Below are 15,710 nucleotides of genomic sequence, written 5' to 3'. Positions count from 1 at the left end.
TTCGCACGCCATCGAACGCGCTGTCGACCGCTCCCCGTGCGCCCCACGAGCAGCGCGAAGTCCGGCGCGGGCCGGGCACTTGAGAAAGGCCAGATTCCAACCGGGTTCACGCGCGGTCCACTTGGGCGCCGCCGGCGCCGCCGCCCCGGCTGCCGGCGGTTACTTCACCGGCAGGTGATACGCGATCCGGTACCGGTCCGCCGGTACGACGACGTCGGCCGTCTCGACCGGGCGCCCCGACGCGTAGAAGGTCCGCTGGATGACGACGACGACATGCCCGGGTACGCCGCCCAGTGCGAGGAGTTCCTCGGCGAGGCCTGGGCGCGCTCCCACTTCCTCCGTGACGTTGTCCACGATCACGTCGATGGCCGCCATGCGCTCGACGACGCCCATGCCGCCGAGCGGGCCCTCCTCGGGGAGCATCACCGGCGTACGGCCGGTGACGGCGAGGGGTTCCCAGGACGTGGAGAGCATCATGGCCTCGCCCCCGTCCCGGTAGACGTAGTTCGTGCACATCACGCGGTCGCCGGGCTGGAGGGACAGGCGCTCGGCGATCGCGCCGCTCGCCTCGACCTGCCGGCTGCGCGACTCCCAGGTGCCGCGCGCGGAGATGTCCGCCTGCTCCTGACGGAACGGGGTCGCACCGCTGTCCGGCCGGTACCCGGAGCGGGCCACCCGGCGCGGCACCGGCCGCTCCCGCACATAGGTGCCCGACCCGGAGCGGCCCTCGACCAGCCCCTCGGCCATCAGCACCTTGCGCGCCTCCAGGGCGACCGTGTCCGAGACGCCGTACTCCTCGCGGATCCTGGCCTGGGACGGAAGGCGGGTGTGCGGTGGCAGCGAACCGTCGACGATCTTCTTGCGGAGATCGCCCGCGACGCGCAGGTACGCCGGCTGCTCACCGAAAGTCACTTAGCCGCTCCCATCAGGTTGTACAGACAGCAACAGCGTGGCAACCGTGGGTTGTGCCATGCAAGCAAAGGCCAGAGAATCACTCGATGTGATGACTTGTGGCCCCCGAGGGCTTTACGCAGGCACTTTCTCCCCGCTATAGCCGCCGTCACACCTCCGCGCCGGTGCCGCCTTCGCCGCCACTGTCGCCGCCGCCGAACTCGTCGTACGCGGGCGGCGTCGTGGCGAGCCCCAGAGCCTTGCGTGTGGTGACCGTCTTCTTGGGGTCGATGAGCTTCATGCCCTTCTCGTAGTGGGCGTAGAAGGTGTCCGCGTCCTGCGCCTTCGCCGCCTGCGCCCACTCCTTCTGGGACAGCTCCATGTCCTTGACCAGGACCGCGACCCGCTTCCCGGCGGCGGGAGCGAACGTGTGCCGGCGCAGCGCGCCTGCCTGCTCCGTGAGCGCGTCCGACATCTTGGCCGCCCACTTCTTGTGCCCCGGCAGATCGTCCTCGACGTACTCCTCGTCGGGCGCCGCGTCCATCGCCGCGTTGATGCCGTGCGCGGCTTCCAGATACGCGAGCTGGTCCACGTCGAGGGTCGTGCCGTCGTTGCGCAACGAGCCGCTCAGGCTGCCCTTCGCGTCCGTGTTCCCGAACAGACAGGTGACCTCGCGGTCACCGAGGCGCCAACTCTGCGAGGTCGGCGTGAAGTAGTACACGTCGACGTTCTCCGGGACGGCCCAGGCGTCCATCGCGTACGTGTCCGCCAGCGCGTAGCACTTCTTGTCGGCGTCGTCGGTGACCGCGCTGTCGCCCGGGTAACTGTCGCCGCCGCTCATCTTGAAGTCGGCGAACACCTCGGCGTCGTGCTTGCCCGCGCACGGCACCTTGTCGACGTCGTACGCCACGCCCTCCAGCGAGCCGCCCGGCGCGTCGAAGCACTCGCCCTTGCTGAGCGAGAAGGCGGAGCCCGAGCTCCCCGAGTCGTTCGCCGCGTCCCGGAAGCCGTCCCAGAAGTCGCCGGCGCCGCCGGTGGCGACCATGACCGCGAGCAGCACGACACCGATCGACGACATGACCATGCCGCCCACCGCCATCCCCTTGCCGCGCTCGCCCCGCTTCTTGATCTGCTTGAGCGCGACGATCCCGAGCACCAGCCCGACGGCGGGCAGGAAGCAGAGGATGCCGAGCACGAGCGCGGAGATCGCGAGACCGTTGACGGGCGCCGGGCTGTTGTACGGGGAGTAGCCCTGGCCCCAGGGCTGGTACGGCGCCGGATAGGGCGCCGGATAGGGCGTCTGCTGCGGGTACGGGTACGCGCCCGGCGGCATCCCCGGAGTGCCCGGCGGCACCCCGGGAGCGGTCGGTGGCATCCCTGGAGGCGGGTACTGACCCTCGGGCTGCTGCGGCCCGGGCGGCGGGGGTGTGGCCACGAGTACCTTGCTCCTAGTCCCAGCGGGGCTGTGCAGAACTGGCATACGACTTCCGTACGACTGCGCGCATCGTAAACGCGACACGGGCAGGAGCGTCATGGGGGTCACGGAGACAACCGTTCGTTCGGGCGGTCAACGGCCTGACGGCTCGGTGAGCGGCGAGCAGGTGTCCGCCGCCGGGGTGGGGCCGTGCGTCGGCGACTGCGGGTGGGCGGGAGTGTGCGCGCCAACTGCGGGGCGTGACGGGTGTGCAGCGACGGAAGCGGCGTACCGCACACGGGAGTTCATGGCCGCACTCGGCGCGATACGGTCGCGGGCACGCGTGGCGCGCTCACCGGCGGTCTCATCGACCGTATGCCGGTCACACTGGTGCCCTGCGCCAGTCGTGACATAACGTCACCAATCGGCGCATCTAACCTGCGCACATGACACCACTGCCGGATTGTTTCTGCCCCACGGACGGCACCCGCGTCCCGGCCGGCTCGCTCGCCTGGTGCTGTCCGGTCTGTCGCGGCCCGCTCGACCTGGACTTCGCGCCGACGCCCGCGTCCCTCAAGTCCCTTGCCGGGCGGGTGAATTCACTCTGGCGGTACGCGGAGTGCCTGCCGCTGGCGTCACCCTCCGTCAGCCTGGGCGAAGGCCGCACCCCGCTGGTCCCCCTCCGGGACGGCATCTCCGCGAAGCTCGACTTCCTCATGCCGACGCTGTCGTTCAAGGACCGCGGGGCGGTGCTGCTGGCCGAACTCGCCCTGCGGCTGAAGCCCCGCCAGGTGCTCGCCGACAGCAGCGGCAACGCGGGCACGGCGATCGCCGCGTACTGTGCGCGGGCCGCGCTGCCGTGCACGGTGTACGTCCCCGAGGGCACCTCGCCGAAGAAGCTGGAGCAGATCGAGGCGCACGGGGCGCGGCTGCGTGTGATCGAGGGCGACCGTGAGGCGACGGCTGCGGCGGCGCGCTCGGCGGCCGACGAGGAGGGCGTGTTCTACGCCTCGCATGTCTTCAACCCGTACTTCCTGCACGGAACGAAGACCTATGTCCACGAACTCTGGGAGGACCTCGGCGGACGCCTCCCCGACGTCATCGTCGTCCCCGTCGGCAACGGCACGCTGCTCCTCGGTGCCGCACTCGCCGTGGCCGAACTGCACTCGGCCGGCCTCATCGACCGGCGGCCCGCCCTCTACGCCGTCCAGTCCGCGGCGGTCGCTCCGCTGGCCCACGCCTGGGCCGAGGGCGCGGACGACCTCGTGGGCGTCACGCCCATGGCGCCCACGTTCGCCGAGGGCATCGCGATTGCCCGGCCGGCACGGGCTCGGCAGATTCTGCGGGCGGTGCGGGAGTCCGGGGGCATGTTCCTGACGGTGACGGAGGACCAGATTCGTCATGCGCAGGCGGATCTGGCGTCCCAGGGGTTGTACGTGGAGTCGACGGGGGTGGCTTGTTGGGCGGCTGTTCGTGAGGGGGTGCTGGGGGCTCGGAGTGCTGTGGTGCCGTTGTGCGGGGCGGGGGTGAAAACGGGGTTGGCTCGGTTGTAGGTGGGGGGGCGCCAGGGCCTAGGGCCGTTCCTTCTCCAGGAGTGCGACGCACCGGCCCAGCAGGCCGACCAGCGCGTCGCGCTCCTCGTCCGTGAACTCGGCGGCCAGGGCGCGTTCCACCCGTACGGCGCGGGCGTCCGCGTCGGCCATGACGGTGCGGCCCTCGTCGGTGAGGCGCGTCTCCAGGACGTTCCTGTGCCATTCGTGCGGGGTGCGCTCGATGAGGCCGCGGTCCTGGAGGTTGTTCAGGACCGTGTTCATGGTCGGGGGCGTGACCGCGCAGAGGCGGGCCAGGGCGGCGGCCGAGATACCGGGGTTCGCGCTGAGATGGAGCAGCGCCGAGTACTGGGGGACGGTCACGCCCGCCGGTTTCAGGACCGCGGTCTTGGTCGCGTTGAGAGCCTGCTCGGCCCGCTTGAGGTGGGAGCCGAGGCGCTCGGACACGGGCATGGACGTCATTTCCGCATGGTAGCGGCGGTCTGCGCGGCGCACTGTATGGGCCATACGATGATGAGCCCTCACTCGCCCATAATTACATTGACGATGATTAGAGCTCTAACTTAAGTTCGTACTCGTCCTTGATGTGCGAGAAGCCGACCGAGAGGCACCGTCGTGTCCCGTTCGATCCAGCGCCGCTCCTTCCTGACCGCCGCCGCACTGACCGTCACGGCGGCCGTCGTGGGCGCACCGCCCGCGACCGCGGCACCCCGTATCTCCACCGCTATCTCCACCGCTTTCGAACTCCCCGGCGACCGCGTCTACCCCGAGGGCATCGCGGCGGACCCGCGTACCGGCGATCTGTACGTGGGTTCGTACGCCACCGGTGCCGTCTACCGGGCCGTGCCCGGCCGCCGTACGGCCGAGGTCTTCCTGCCCGCGGGCGCGGACGGCCGGACCACCGCCAACGGGCTGAAGGCCGACCGGGCCGGCCGCCTCTGGGTGATCGACTCGACGTCCGGGGTCGATGTGTACGACCTGCGCACCCGCACCCTGCTGGCCCGTTTCGACGTTCCCGGTGACGCGCCGCTCCTCGTCAACGACCTGGCGATCACCGCGGACGGCAGCGCGTATCTGACGGACAGCCTGCGGGGCGTCATCTACCGGGTGACACCGGCCGAGCTGGCGCGGGTGGCCGCGCACGGCGGCCGCTCCTCGCTCACCACCGCCTATGACCTCGGCGCCGTCGTGGCCCCGCACCCGTCCGGCGCGTTCACCCTGAACGGCATCGTTGCCGCGGCGCACTGCCTGCTGACCGTCGACATGACGTCGGGCACCCTCTACCGGATCGACCTGACCACCGGCGACGTACGCCAAGTCGCCCTGTCCGGCGGCGACTTGGTGAACGGTGACGGTCTGGAGCTCGTCGGCGGCACGCTGTGGGCCGCTCTCAACAGGACCAATACGATCACCCGTTGGCGGCTGTCGGCGGACGGCACCTCGGCCCGGCTGGAGCGGAGCTTCACCGACACCGCGCTCCAGATCCCGACGACGCTCGTCCGCCGCGACGGCCGTACCCTCGTCGTCCGTTCCCAGTTCGACAAGGGCGGGCCGATGGGGCCGGGGACTCCCGAGACGCCGTTCACGGTGGCGTGGGTGCGCGGGATCTGAGGCGCGCTCAGCCCTGGGCGGCCAGCCGCCGCTGTTCCTCCTCCACGATGCGGCGGGCGAGCTGGCCGTCCGAGACGTCGACCGCGTCCGGGCTCGCCTCCGCCATGTCGCTGCGGCGGGCGTAGGTGTCGAAGAGCCGGTCCTTGTTCCGCAGGATGCGCAGCAGCCGGTCGTCCACGCTGTCCGTGGCGAGGAGGCGGTGCACCTGGACCGTGCGGACCTGGCCCATGCGGTGGGCGCGGGCCACGGCCTGATGCTCCAGGGTCGGCTTGACCTGCGGCTCGCACAGGACGACCACGGACGCCGCCTGCAGATTGAGGCCGACGCCGCCGGCCTCGATCTGGCAGAGCAGCACCGCGTGCCCGTCGGCCGCCGCGAACTCGTCGACGAGACGCTGCCGGTGGGCGGCGGGCACGGCGCCGGATATCGGCCCGAACACGCGCCTCGCCCGGTCCTTGCGGACGGTGGCGCCCAGGGCTTCCTGGACGGTGGCGAGCACATCGCGGAAGTACGAGAACACCACCACCTTCAGTCCGTTCTCGGCCGCCTCGGACACCAGCTCGCGCAGCCGCTGGAGCTTCGCGGACCGCTCCGCGTCGGCGTAGGCGGCCCTGCGCATCGCCATGAAGTTCCCGGCCTCGACCGCCTTCCGGTAGGCCTCCTGGTCGGCCGCGCTGAACTCCTCCCACTCGTCGACCTGGAGCAGCGCGGGGAGTTCGGTGAGGACGTCCCGCTGGTTGCGGCGCAGATAGGCGGGGGCGACGGAGGCGCGGAAGGCGTGCGGGCCGGCGACCGCGGTGCCGTGGTGGATCGTGGGCACGAGGGCGGGCTGGAGGTAGCGGACGAGGGTGCGGAACTCCTCGACGCGGTTCTCCATGGGCGTACCCGTGAGGAAGAGGACCCGGTCACAGCGGTCGGTCCAGGCCGCGACGGCCTTGGAGCGACGGGTGTCCGGGTTCTTCACGTAGTGGGCCTCGTCGACGACCAGCATTCCGGGTGCCGGGTCGCCGGAGGTCCCGGGCTTCGTGCCGTTCGCCTTGGACAGGCCGTTTCCGCTCGCCTTGGACAGGGCGCTTCCGTTCGGCGTGGGCAGGGTGTGCAGTACGTCGTACGTGGTGATCGCGACGCCGCCGCGCTCCCGCCACTCGGCGTACGCGTCCTGCCGGTCGGCGCCGTGCACCGGCAGGGCGCGCAGGGTGCTGCGCGAGCGGATCTCGCGGGTCCAGTTGATCAGCACGCTGGCCGGGCACACCACCAGGAAGTGGCTGTGCCCCTCCCCCGCGAGGTGGGCGAGCACCGCGATGGCCTGCACGGTCTTGCCGAGCCCCATCTCGTCGCCGAGGACGACCCGGCGCTGGGCCAGGGCGAATCGGGCGCCGAAGGACTGGTAGCCGCGCAGTGAGACCCGGCGGTGGGTGTCGTCGAGGGACTGCCCATGGACCCGTTCGGCGACCTCCGACGGGAGGAAGCCCTCGGCGGCCTCGACGTCCGCCCGGTGCTCGGAGATCTCGGCGAGCTGGCTGTAGTACTCCGTGGAGTTCAGCTCGAAGTCGACCCAGGCCTCGATGTCGGAGGCCGGTTCGCGCAGCAGGTCCGTGGAAGCCTGCGCGAGCAGCAGGCGTACGTCACGGGTGGCCGCGTCGGCCGTCAGCTCGCGGATGCCGAGGACCGCCGTGAACGCGCTCTGCCGCCGGTGCCGCCGGGTGAACGCCAGCCGCAGCCAGCCGGCGGTGGGACGGGCCTCGGGCAGCAGCGCGCCGAGCCGCTCGTCGAGCCGCTGGGCGGCGTCCACCGCCCGCCGCAGCTCGGGCCCTGCTTCGACAAGCTTGCGGAGCGCGACGACCAGGGCCGTGGTGCGGGGCTCGGGCCGGTCCACGTCCAGGCGCACGGAGACGGTCTCCTCGACCGCGCGGGCGATCTGGCGCGCGGCGGCGAGCGCCTGGTCGGCGGTCTGGGCACCGACCCCCGGGATCTGCCGCAGTTCGTAGCGGCTCGCCTCGTACACCGCGCGCACCGAGCCGAGCCCGGCCGCCTCGACGGCCCCGAGGCGCAGCCGCCCCTCGGTGACGTCCTTCAGCCGTGCGACGGGGATGGACTCCAGTTCCTGGGCGACGAGTTCGGCCTGGAGCGGCGCCAGTGCCGTACGCACCGCTTCGAGGGCGCGGGCGTGATCGGCGAGCACGGTGCGTGCGGCCTCGTGCAGCCGCGCGCCTTCCGTGAGCAGCTGCCTCGCCTTCCGCCCGACCGGGGGCTGTCCGGCCTGCGGTTGTCCGCCCGCCTCCGCCACACCCGCCATGACACCCCTCATGCGCCGTCCGCACCGCCCCGATGCGCGCATCCTTCCACGCGGCACTGACAGTCGACGGCGGTGGGATCATTGGTGACAGAAGCCGATAAAGGAGGCGGGCATCATGTCCGCTGTCAAGGAAAGCGTCGACATCTCTCGCCGACCCGAGGACATCTACTCCTACGTGATGGACCCCACCCACCTCATGGAGTGGCAGGAGAGCGTCGTATCCGTGCGGCCGCTCGACGAGCTTCCGCTGAGCGTGGGGTCCCGTGTGGTCGTGACCCGGCGCCTGGGCAGCCGGGAGTTCCCGATGACCATGGAGGTCACCGACATCGACCCTCCGCACAGCTGGCACCTGCGGGGCTCCGGCGGCCCCGTGCGAAGCGAGGTCCAGGGCACGATCGAGCCGCTCGGCGACGGCGAACGGTCACGCCTGACGATCGACCTCGATTTCGAGGGCCAGGGCATGGGCAAGCTGCTGGTTCCGCTGGTGGTCAGCCCCAAGGCACGCAAGGAGATCCTGAGGGACGAACTGAAGCTCAAGGAACTGCTGGAGAGCGGCACCGCGTAGGGCCTGAAATGTCCGAAACTCGCGCGCAAAGCTTTACCAGGAGTAGATTGTTCTGCTCATTTTGCCCATGATAGACAGAAAAGGATCTTGATCTACGGGGTATACGACGTACACGGGGGATAGGGTTGAAAACCATCCGAGTTCCCAGCGAAACAGCGCGCGCTCAACATCATGAGTTCGCCAACTGCCTGCATACCATCGCGGGCCTGCTGGAAATGGGAATGTACGAAAGGGCGAGCGAGTTCATCGCGGAAGTGACGCGGGCCCGGACCACCCGCATCACATTGCAGGCCCAGCGGCTGCGCGAACCGCTCCTCAGCGCGCTTCTGGTCGGCAAGAGCGCGGTCGCCGCGGAGCGGGGCGTGGCCCTGCGGATCGGCCCGAACTGCCATCTGCCGCACCGCGCGCTCGTGCCGCACGACCTGATGATGGTGCTGGGCAATCTGATCGACAACGCGCTGGACGCGGTCGCCGCCCACCCCGCCCCTGAGCCGCGCGTCGACGTCGACGTGTGGGCGGAGGGCGACAGCGCGGTGCTGCGGGTCGGCGACAACGGGCCCGGCGTTCCGGCCGGGGCACGCGAGCTGATGTTCCTGGAGGGCTGGTCCACGAAGGAGCCGCGCGGCGGCCGGGGTGCGGGACTCGCCCAGGTGCGACGGATCACCGACCGGTACGAGGGCACCACGAGCGTGACCGAACGCGCGGGCGGCGGCGCCGTGTTCACCGTACGACTGCCCCGGGCCCTCGGCCCCGGGGAGAGGACCGTGCGGTGATCAACGTACTCATCGTGGACGACGACTTCCACGTGGCCGAGATCAACGCCGCGTACGTCTCCCGGGTCCCGGGCTTCCGGGTGGCCGGGCGCGCCCACTCGGCCGGCGAGGCGCTGGCCGCGGTCGAGCGGGGCGGCGTCGACCTGTTACTCCTCGACCAGTACCTGCCCGACGAGACGGGACTGCGCCTGGTGCAGCGGCTGCGGCAGCAGGACCGGCCGATCGACGTGATCATGGTGTCGGCGGCCCGGGACGCCGCGTCCGTGCGCGCGGCGCAGCGTTCGGGAGTCCTGCAGTACCTGGTGAAGCCGTTCGGCTTTCCCGCCCTGCGCCGCAAACTGGAGGGCTATGCCGCCCTGCACGGCATGTTCGACGAAGCGGACGAACTGGAGCAGGAGGGCATGGACAGCGTCTTCGGCGCGCAGGCCGCGTCGGCCGTGCCCGTCTCCGCGTCCACCGGGTTCTCCGGGCCGACCTCCGAGCTGATCCGCCAGATCCTGCGCGAGGCACAGGAGCCGCTCTCGGCGCAGGAGGTGGCCGAGCAGGCCGGGGTGAGCCGCTCCACCGCGCAGCGCTACCTCAAGCACATGGAGAAGCGGGGCAGTGTCCTGCTCACTCTCAAGTACGGGGCCGCGGGCCGCCCCGAACACCACTACGGACTGCGCGTGAGCGTCCCGACCGCACGCTGACCGGGTGGTCCCCGCCGTGCGGCGCCCCGGCATTCGCAAAACAAGCAGAATGGGATTTCCGCACGGAAATCGCAGTGTGCGCGAAAACGCGACGCCCCCGGCGGGCTGGTCTACGGTCTTTCCCGAGCCGCACTTCGTGAGCGGACGGGGGCAGGGAAACTTCAACATGCAACGGAATCCCCGTTGTTAACGAACTTCCCATTCCCTATTCCGCTCACCTTTCCATCAGCAGGGTTCGCTCGGCATTCGAGCTCGGGACGGAGTGGGATGAAACTGACCGCGAGCGGTCGCAGGCTGGCCACGGCCGCGCTCGTGCAGTCGCTCGGCATCGGGCTCTTCATGGCGAGCTCCATGGCGTTCTACACGCGGCAGGTCGGACTCACTCCCAACCAGGTGGCCGCGGGGCTCGCCACCGCGGGCGGAATCGCCCTGGCGGTGTCGTTGTACGGCGGTGTGCTCGCCGACCGCTACGGGGCACGGCGGGTGCTCGCCGGCGTCTACGTGGGCCGCGGGGTCTGCTGCGGGTCGTACGCCTTCGTCACCTCCTTCTGGCAGTTCATGGCAGTGACCCTGTGCGCGGTGGCCTGCGACCGGGCCGGGCCGCCGGTGCTCCAGGCCCTGGTCGCGAGCGCGCTCCCCGAGCAACAGGAGCGCACCAGGCTGCTCGCCGTCGTCAACGTCGTCCGCAACTGCGGGCTCGGCGTCGGCGCGATGGCGGCCGGCGCCGCTCTGACCTTCGACACGGCGACCGCCTACCGGATCACCCTGGGCGTGATCGCCTGCGCGTTCTTCGGCGGAGCGGTCCTGGTGCTGCGGGTGCCGGAGAAGGCGCGGGCGGCCCGGGCGGAGAAGACACGCGGGCGACCGGTGGTCCCGGACTCCCGCTATCTGGCACTGACCGGGCTCAACTTCCTGCTGTCGTTCTTCGACGCGCTGCTGCTGGTCGCCATGCCCGTGTGGGTGCTGGACCACACGGACGCGCCCCGGGCCACGGTGTCGGTGCTGTTCGCCGCGAACACCGTGCTCGTGGTGGTGCTGCAGATCCCGGTCAGCCGGTTCGCCGACGGTCTGCGCCGCACCAGCCGCATGCTGACCTGGACCGGAGCGGTGCTGGCGGTGGGCAGTCTGTGCTTCGCCGCGTCCGGCGCCTCGCCCGGCTGGACCTCGGTGGCCTGGCTGGCCGCGGCGGTGGTCGCGCTGTCCCTCGGCGAGGTCATCGCCAACTCGGCGGTGTGGGACCTGTCGATCGCACTCGCCCCGCCCGAGGAGCGCGGACGCTATCTGTCGGTGTTCAACCTGAGCGTGAACGGCCAGCGGGTCCTCGGGCCCCTCGTCGTCACCGGTCTGCTGCTCGGCTCCGGTACCGCCGGCTGGATCGCCGCGGCCGTGGTCTTCGTGGCAGCCGGCGTCACCGCCGAGCGGGTCGCGCTGACCGCGGGCGCACGCGTGGAAGCCCCGGCCCAGGCACCCGCCGAGACCTGACGGCGGGCGAAGCGCCGGACACGCGACCGAACCGAACCGACCGGACCGACCGGGAACACCGCCCCCGTCCGTGACCCGGCAGCCGCCCTCCACCGACCCGGCGGCAGGCCGGGAGCTCACCCCTGCCCCCGCACACACCACGGAACAGGAACTCATGACCCCCACCGCCTCGAACCGACCTCTCGGTACAGGCTTCCTCCAGCATGCGGCCGCCCGTCCCGACCACGTCGCACTGACCCTCGGCCGCCGCGCGTACACCTATGCCGAGGCCGCGTCCGTCGCCCGGCGCTGGGCGGCACGGCTCGTCGAGGCGTGCGGCGGACGGCCCCGACGCGTCGGCGTCTTCGCGTACCGCAGCGAGGCCGGGTACTTCGGCACGCTCGCGGCACTGTGCGCCGGCGCCGCGTTCGTACCGCTGAACCGGAAGTTCCCGATCGCCCGCACCCGCGCCATGCTGGAGCGTGCCGACCTGGACGCCCTGATCGTCGACGACGCGTCCGCCGCCCAACTCCCCGAACTGCTCTCAGGGCTGAAGCGGCGGCCCGCGCTGCTGCTGCCGGGCGACGGGAGCTGGGACGGCCCGGCGGGCGGCCCGGTCCTGCGCGCCGCCGACCTCGCCGCGGCGCCCGAGCTGCGCGAACTGCCCGAAGCCGCCCCCGACGACCTGGCCTACCTGCTGTTCACCTCGGGCAGCACCGGCACCCCCAAGGGCGTGCCCATCACCCACGCGAACGTCCGGGCGTTCCTGGACACCAACCAGGACCGGTACGGCATCACCCCGGACGACCGGTTCTCCCAGACCTTCGACCAGACCTTCGACCTGTCCGTGTTCGACCTGTTCATGGCGTGGGAGCACGGGGCGCGGGTGTGCGCCATGGAACCGATCGAGCTCCTCGCGCCCTTCAAGTACCTGGAGCGCAACGGCGTCACGGTGTGGTTCTCGGTGCCGTCGGTGGCGGCCGTCATGCGCCGGCGCGGTGTCCTCGCCCCGGGCACGATGCCGTCCCTTCGCTGGAGCCTCTTCTGCGGGGAGGCACTGCCCCGCGCCTCCGCGGAGGCCTGGCAGGCCGCGGCGCCCGGCTCGGTCGTCGAGAACCTGTACGGTCCGACGGAACTCACCATCGCCTGCTCCGTGCACCGCTGGGAGCCGGCGACCAGTCCGGCGGAGTGCGTTCACGACAACGTGCCGATCGGACAGCTCTACCCGGGCCTGCACGGCCTGATCGTGGACCAGGAGCTGGCGCCGGTCGCCCCCGGGGAGACCGGGGAGCTGTGCGTCGCCGGTCCCCAGACCACACCCGGGTACTGGCAGGCCCCGCACCTGACCGCCGAACGGTTCTTCGAGCACGCCGGCCGCACCTACTACCGGACCGGCGACCTGGTGCGCCGCCAGGGAGACGGGCTGGTCTGCCTCGGCCGCAACGACCAGCAGGTGAAGGTCGGCGGACACCGAGTCGAACTGGGCGAGATCGAGGCCGTTCTGCGCCGGCACGGCTGCACGGACGCGGTCTGCCTGATGTGGCCGGACGAGGCCACGATCACCGCGGTCGTCACCGGTGCCGACGACCTGTCGGCCCTGTCCGACGCGGCGGCTGCCGCGCTGCCGGTCTACATGGTGCCGAAGTCCGTGCACACGGTCGACGAGCTGCCGGTCAACGCCAACGGCAAGGTCGACCGCGGCGCGCTGCGCCAATGGCTCGACTCCCGGACCGCCGCCGTCGCCTGACCCCGCCGTCATCCCGCGCCCGTTGCCGGGCGCCCACCACTACCGAGCACAGCCGGAGAGGAAACATGAGCAGCGTCGACCAGCTGATCGCCCGCACGCTGGGGATCGCGCCGGAACGGGTCACCCCCGGCCTGGAATACCAGTCGATCAAGGAGTGGGACTCCCTCGGCCACGTCTCGCTGATGGTCGCCCTGGAAAAGGCCTACGGCGTGCCCGTCGACGACGAACTCACGCTGGAGCTGCGGACCGTGGCCGCCATCCGCGCGTTCGCCGAGGCCGACGGCCACGCAGCGGCCGACGCGGCGGCCCGGCCCGCCCCTTCCGCCGCTACCGCCGCTACCGCCGCTACCGCCGGGGAACACACCACGGTCACGGTCCACCGGGGCCTGGAGGGCGTGGTCTTCGACCGCACCTCCGTCACCCGGATCGACGGTGCGGAGGGCGCCCTCGAATACCGCGGCTACAGCATCCACGACCTGGCCGGCCGGGCCTCCTTCGAGGAGGTCGCCCATCTCCTCGTACGCGGTGACCTCCCGGACGAGTCGGCCCGGGAGGCGTTCGCCAAGGAGCTCCGGGCCCAGCGTGAACTGCCCACGCCCGTGGTCGACCTGGCCCGCTCGCTCGCGCACGCCCATCCGATGGAGGCGCTGCGCACCCTGGTCTCCGCACTCGGCTCGTTCGGCCCGGCGCGCGACACGACGGCCGACGAGACGTACGGCGAGGCACTCGCGGCCGGAACGGCCCTGATCGCCCGTGTGCCGATGCTGGTCGCGGCGCACCACGCCTTCCGCAGCGGGCGGGAGTTCACGGTGCCGGCCGACGAGACCTCGTACGCCGAGGCGTTCCTGACCGCGCTGCTCGGCGAGCGGCCCTCCCCCGCGGCCGTGCGGTTCGTCGACAAGGGGTTCATCGTCCACGCCGACCACAGCGCCAACGCCTCGGCGTTCACCGCGCGCATCGCCGTGGGCTGCCGGTCCGGGATGACGGCCGCGCTCACCGCGGCCGTCGCCGCGTTCGCGGGCTCGGTGCACGGCGGGGCCGCTGAACGGGCGGTGCGCCTGATCGACGAGGTGGGCGAGCCCGGCAACGCGGAGCGCTATGTCGCCGAACTCCAGGGCCGGGGCCGCCCGGTGATGGGCTTCGGCCACCGGGTCTACCGCACGGAGGATCCCCGGGTCCGCCATCTGCGGGCCACCGTAGTGGAGTTGAGCGAGGAGCGCGGGGACCGGCGCGGACTGGACATCCTGGACGCGGTCGCCGCCGCGATGCGCCCCTACGGCCGGCACGGCGTGGCACCCAACGTCGACCTGTACGCGGGGCTCGCCTACCGGCTGCTCGGGCTGCCCGACGACCTGGCGGTGCCCCTGTTCGTGATCGGCCGGACCGCGGGCTGGGTCGCCCAGGCGCTCGAACAGCACGCCAACAACGTACTGATCAGGCCGCTGCTCGACTATGTGGGGCCGCGCGGCCTGGTGTACCCGGGAGCGGCCGGGTGAGCGGTCATCTGCTGCTCGCCGGGGGTGCGGAGCCGCAGCACGCCACGGCACACCGGCTGGGGGCGCGGCTGAGCCTGCTCGCGGACGTGTCCGACGTACGGCGGCTCGGGGACCTGTCGCGCTACGAGCGGATCGTCGCCCTGCCCGGTACCGCCCGCGTCGAGGAGTGGACGGCGGCGGCACGCACGGTACACGCGCACGACCCGGTGGACGCCGTCGGCGGTTTCGGCGAGGAGGCCCAGGAGTACGCGGCCGCCGTCGCGGACGAGCTCGGGCTGCGCTTCCACCCGGCCGACGTCGTACGCCGGAGCCGGCATCGGCCGCTGATGCGTGACCGGTTGCGGGAGGCGGGCCTGGACGGCACCGCGGCGAGCGAGGTGCGGGACGCCGCGGACGTGGCGGCGTTCGCCGCGGTGCACGGGTTCCCGCTCGTGCTCAAACCGGTCGAGGGCACGGGCGGCGCCGGCGTCCGTGTCGTCCGTTCGGCGGCAGGCCTCCCGGACACGCTGCCGCCCGGGAGCCGGATGATGGCCGAGGAGTACCTGGACGGCGCGGAGTTCGGCGTCCAGACGTTCTCCGAGCGGGGGCTGCACCGGATCGTGTCCGTCGCGCAGGCCTTCACCGACCCGGTGACGGGGGTGCGGACCGGGCACTGTCTGCCGGCCTCGATCGACGACGGACTGCGTACGGCGTTCGAGGAGTACGTGCCCCTGGTGCTGGACGCGCTGGGCGTCGAGGACGGTCCCACCCACACGAAGATCGTCGCGACGCCCGCCGGTCCCCGCGTGGTCGGGACGCATCTGCGGCCCGGCGGCGACCGGATCGTCGAACTGGCCGGGCTGGCCCTCGGGCTGGACCTCGACGAGCTCTGGGTGCGCCAGGTGTGCGGCGAGCGGGTGCTGGACGAGGTGCGCCCACGGGCGGTCCGCACGGCCGCCGTCCGGTTCGTCACACCGCGCGCCCCCGGACTGCTGGAGCGCTGCTACGGCGCGGAGGAGGCCGCCGCCCTCGACGGGGTGGAGGCCGTCCACTGGCTGCGGGAGCCCGGCTCGCTCCTCGCCGCCGGGCACACCGCCGACAGCAGCGGCGCCTGTGTCGTCACCACCGGCGACAGCGGCCAGCAGGCGGTGGCCCGAAGCCTGGCGGCGGCGGCACGGCTGCGGTTCGTGGTGGTGTGCGCCGGATGACCGGGACAACGGAACGGAAGCGGTGAGCTG

At 71.8% G+C, this 15,710-nt stretch carries 13 protein-coding genes; 9 read left to right on the top strand and 4 right to left on the bottom strand.

The genetic code is table 11. The features are described 5' to 3' along the window. Window positions 1-159: 159 nt before the first annotated feature. Together AB5J50_RS32465 and AB5J50_RS32460 are read right to left on the bottom strand one after the other, a co-directional pair. Window positions 160-912, bottom strand: coding sequence for a GntR family transcriptional regulator (locus tag AB5J50_RS32465; protein WP_327431465.1), 753 nt, complete (start codon window positions 910-912; stop codon window positions 160-162). A 148-nt stretch (window positions 913-1,060) separates the two neighbouring features. Beyond that, entirely contained in the window at window positions 1,061-2,326 is a 1,266-nt protein-coding gene (locus AB5J50_RS32460; RefSeq protein WP_369261775.1) for a DUF4190 domain-containing protein, read from the bottom strand. Window positions 2,327-2,751: 425 nt separating this feature from the next. On the opposite strand from AB5J50_RS32460, the gene AB5J50_RS32455 reads away from it, so the two are divergent. Further along, a complete protein-coding gene (locus AB5J50_RS32455) occupies window positions 2,752-3,858 on the top strand; it encodes a threonine synthase (RefSeq protein ID WP_369261773.1) in 1,107 nt (368 codons plus the stop codon). Between the two features lie 18 nt (window positions 3,859-3,876). Here the strand turns inward: AB5J50_RS32455 and AB5J50_RS32450 are convergent, their stop codons facing one another. After that, window positions 3,877-4,317, bottom strand: coding sequence for a MarR family winged helix-turn-helix transcriptional regulator (locus tag AB5J50_RS32450; protein ID WP_369261771.1), 441 nt, complete (start codon window positions 4,315-4,317; stop codon window positions 3,877-3,879). Between the two features lie 153 nt (window positions 4,318-4,470). On the opposite strand from AB5J50_RS32450, the gene AB5J50_RS32445 reads away from it, so the two are divergent. Further along, complete coding sequence (locus tag AB5J50_RS32445; RefSeq protein WP_369261769.1) at window positions 4,471-5,466, top strand: SMP-30/gluconolactonase/LRE family protein; 996 nt, start codon at window positions 4,471-4,473, stop codon at window positions 5,464-5,466. A gap of 7 nt (window positions 5,467-5,473) precedes the next feature. On the opposite strand, the gene AB5J50_RS32440 is transcribed toward AB5J50_RS32445, so the two are convergent. After that, window positions 5,474-7,762: a DEAD/DEAH box helicase gene (locus AB5J50_RS32440; protein ID WP_369261768.1), complete on the bottom strand. Its 2,289-nt coding sequence runs from the start codon at window positions 7,760-7,762 to the stop codon at window positions 5,474-5,476. 115 nt (window positions 7,763-7,877) lie between these two features. Here AB5J50_RS32440 and AB5J50_RS32435 point away from each other — a divergent pair, with 115 nt between their 5' ends. From AB5J50_RS32435 to AB5J50_RS32405, 7 genes are all read left to right on the top strand, one after another. Further along, window positions 7,878-8,327, top strand: a complete 450-nt coding sequence (locus tag AB5J50_RS32435; RefSeq protein ID WP_369261766.1) for an SRPBCC family protein — start codon at window positions 7,878-7,880, stop codon at window positions 8,325-8,327. Between the two features lie 125 nt (window positions 8,328-8,452). Then, complete coding sequence (locus AB5J50_RS32430; RefSeq protein WP_369261764.1) at window positions 8,453-9,100, top strand: sensor histidine kinase; 648 nt, start codon at window positions 8,453-8,455, stop codon at window positions 9,098-9,100. Then, window positions 9,097-9,789, top strand: a complete 693-nt coding sequence (locus AB5J50_RS32425; protein WP_369261762.1) for a response regulator — start codon at window positions 9,097-9,099, stop codon at window positions 9,787-9,789. The genes AB5J50_RS32430 and AB5J50_RS32425 overlap by 4 nt, the downstream gene beginning before the upstream one ends. A 267-nt stretch (window positions 9,790-10,056) precedes the next feature. Continuing rightward, window positions 10,057-11,271 carry an MFS transporter gene (locus AB5J50_RS32420; RefSeq protein ID WP_369261760.1) on the top strand — a complete coding sequence of 405 codons (1,215 nt, stop codon included), beginning with the start codon at window positions 10,057-10,059 and terminating at the stop codon, window positions 11,269-11,271. Window positions 11,272-11,341: 70 nt separating this feature from the next. Further along, window positions 11,342-12,997: an amino acid adenylation domain-containing protein gene (locus AB5J50_RS32415; RefSeq protein WP_369261758.1), complete on the top strand. Its 1,656-nt coding sequence runs from the start codon at window positions 11,342-11,344 to the stop codon at window positions 12,995-12,997. A gap of 65 nt (window positions 12,998-13,062) precedes the next feature. Beyond that, window positions 13,063-14,493, top strand: coding sequence for a citrate/2-methylcitrate synthase (locus AB5J50_RS32410; RefSeq protein WP_369261756.1), 1,431 nt, complete (start codon window positions 13,063-13,065; stop codon window positions 14,491-14,493). Then, window positions 14,490-15,680 carry an ATP-grasp domain-containing protein gene (locus tag AB5J50_RS32405; RefSeq protein WP_369261754.1) on the top strand — a complete coding sequence of 397 codons (1,191 nt, stop codon included), beginning with the start codon at window positions 14,490-14,492 and terminating at the stop codon, window positions 15,678-15,680. Before AB5J50_RS32410 ends, AB5J50_RS32405 begins: the two co-directional genes overlap by 4 nt. The last annotated feature ends 30 nt before the right edge of the window (window positions 15,681-15,710 follow it).

It is taken from the genome of Streptomyces sp. R35, from assembly GCF_041053035.1.
Classification (GTDB): domain Bacteria; phylum Actinomycetota; class Actinomycetes; order Streptomycetales; family Streptomycetaceae; genus Streptomyces; species Streptomyces lutosisoli.
The sequence above is the reverse complement of the archived record's forward strand: the minus strand, read 5'-3'. Positions and strand labels throughout refer to the sequence as shown.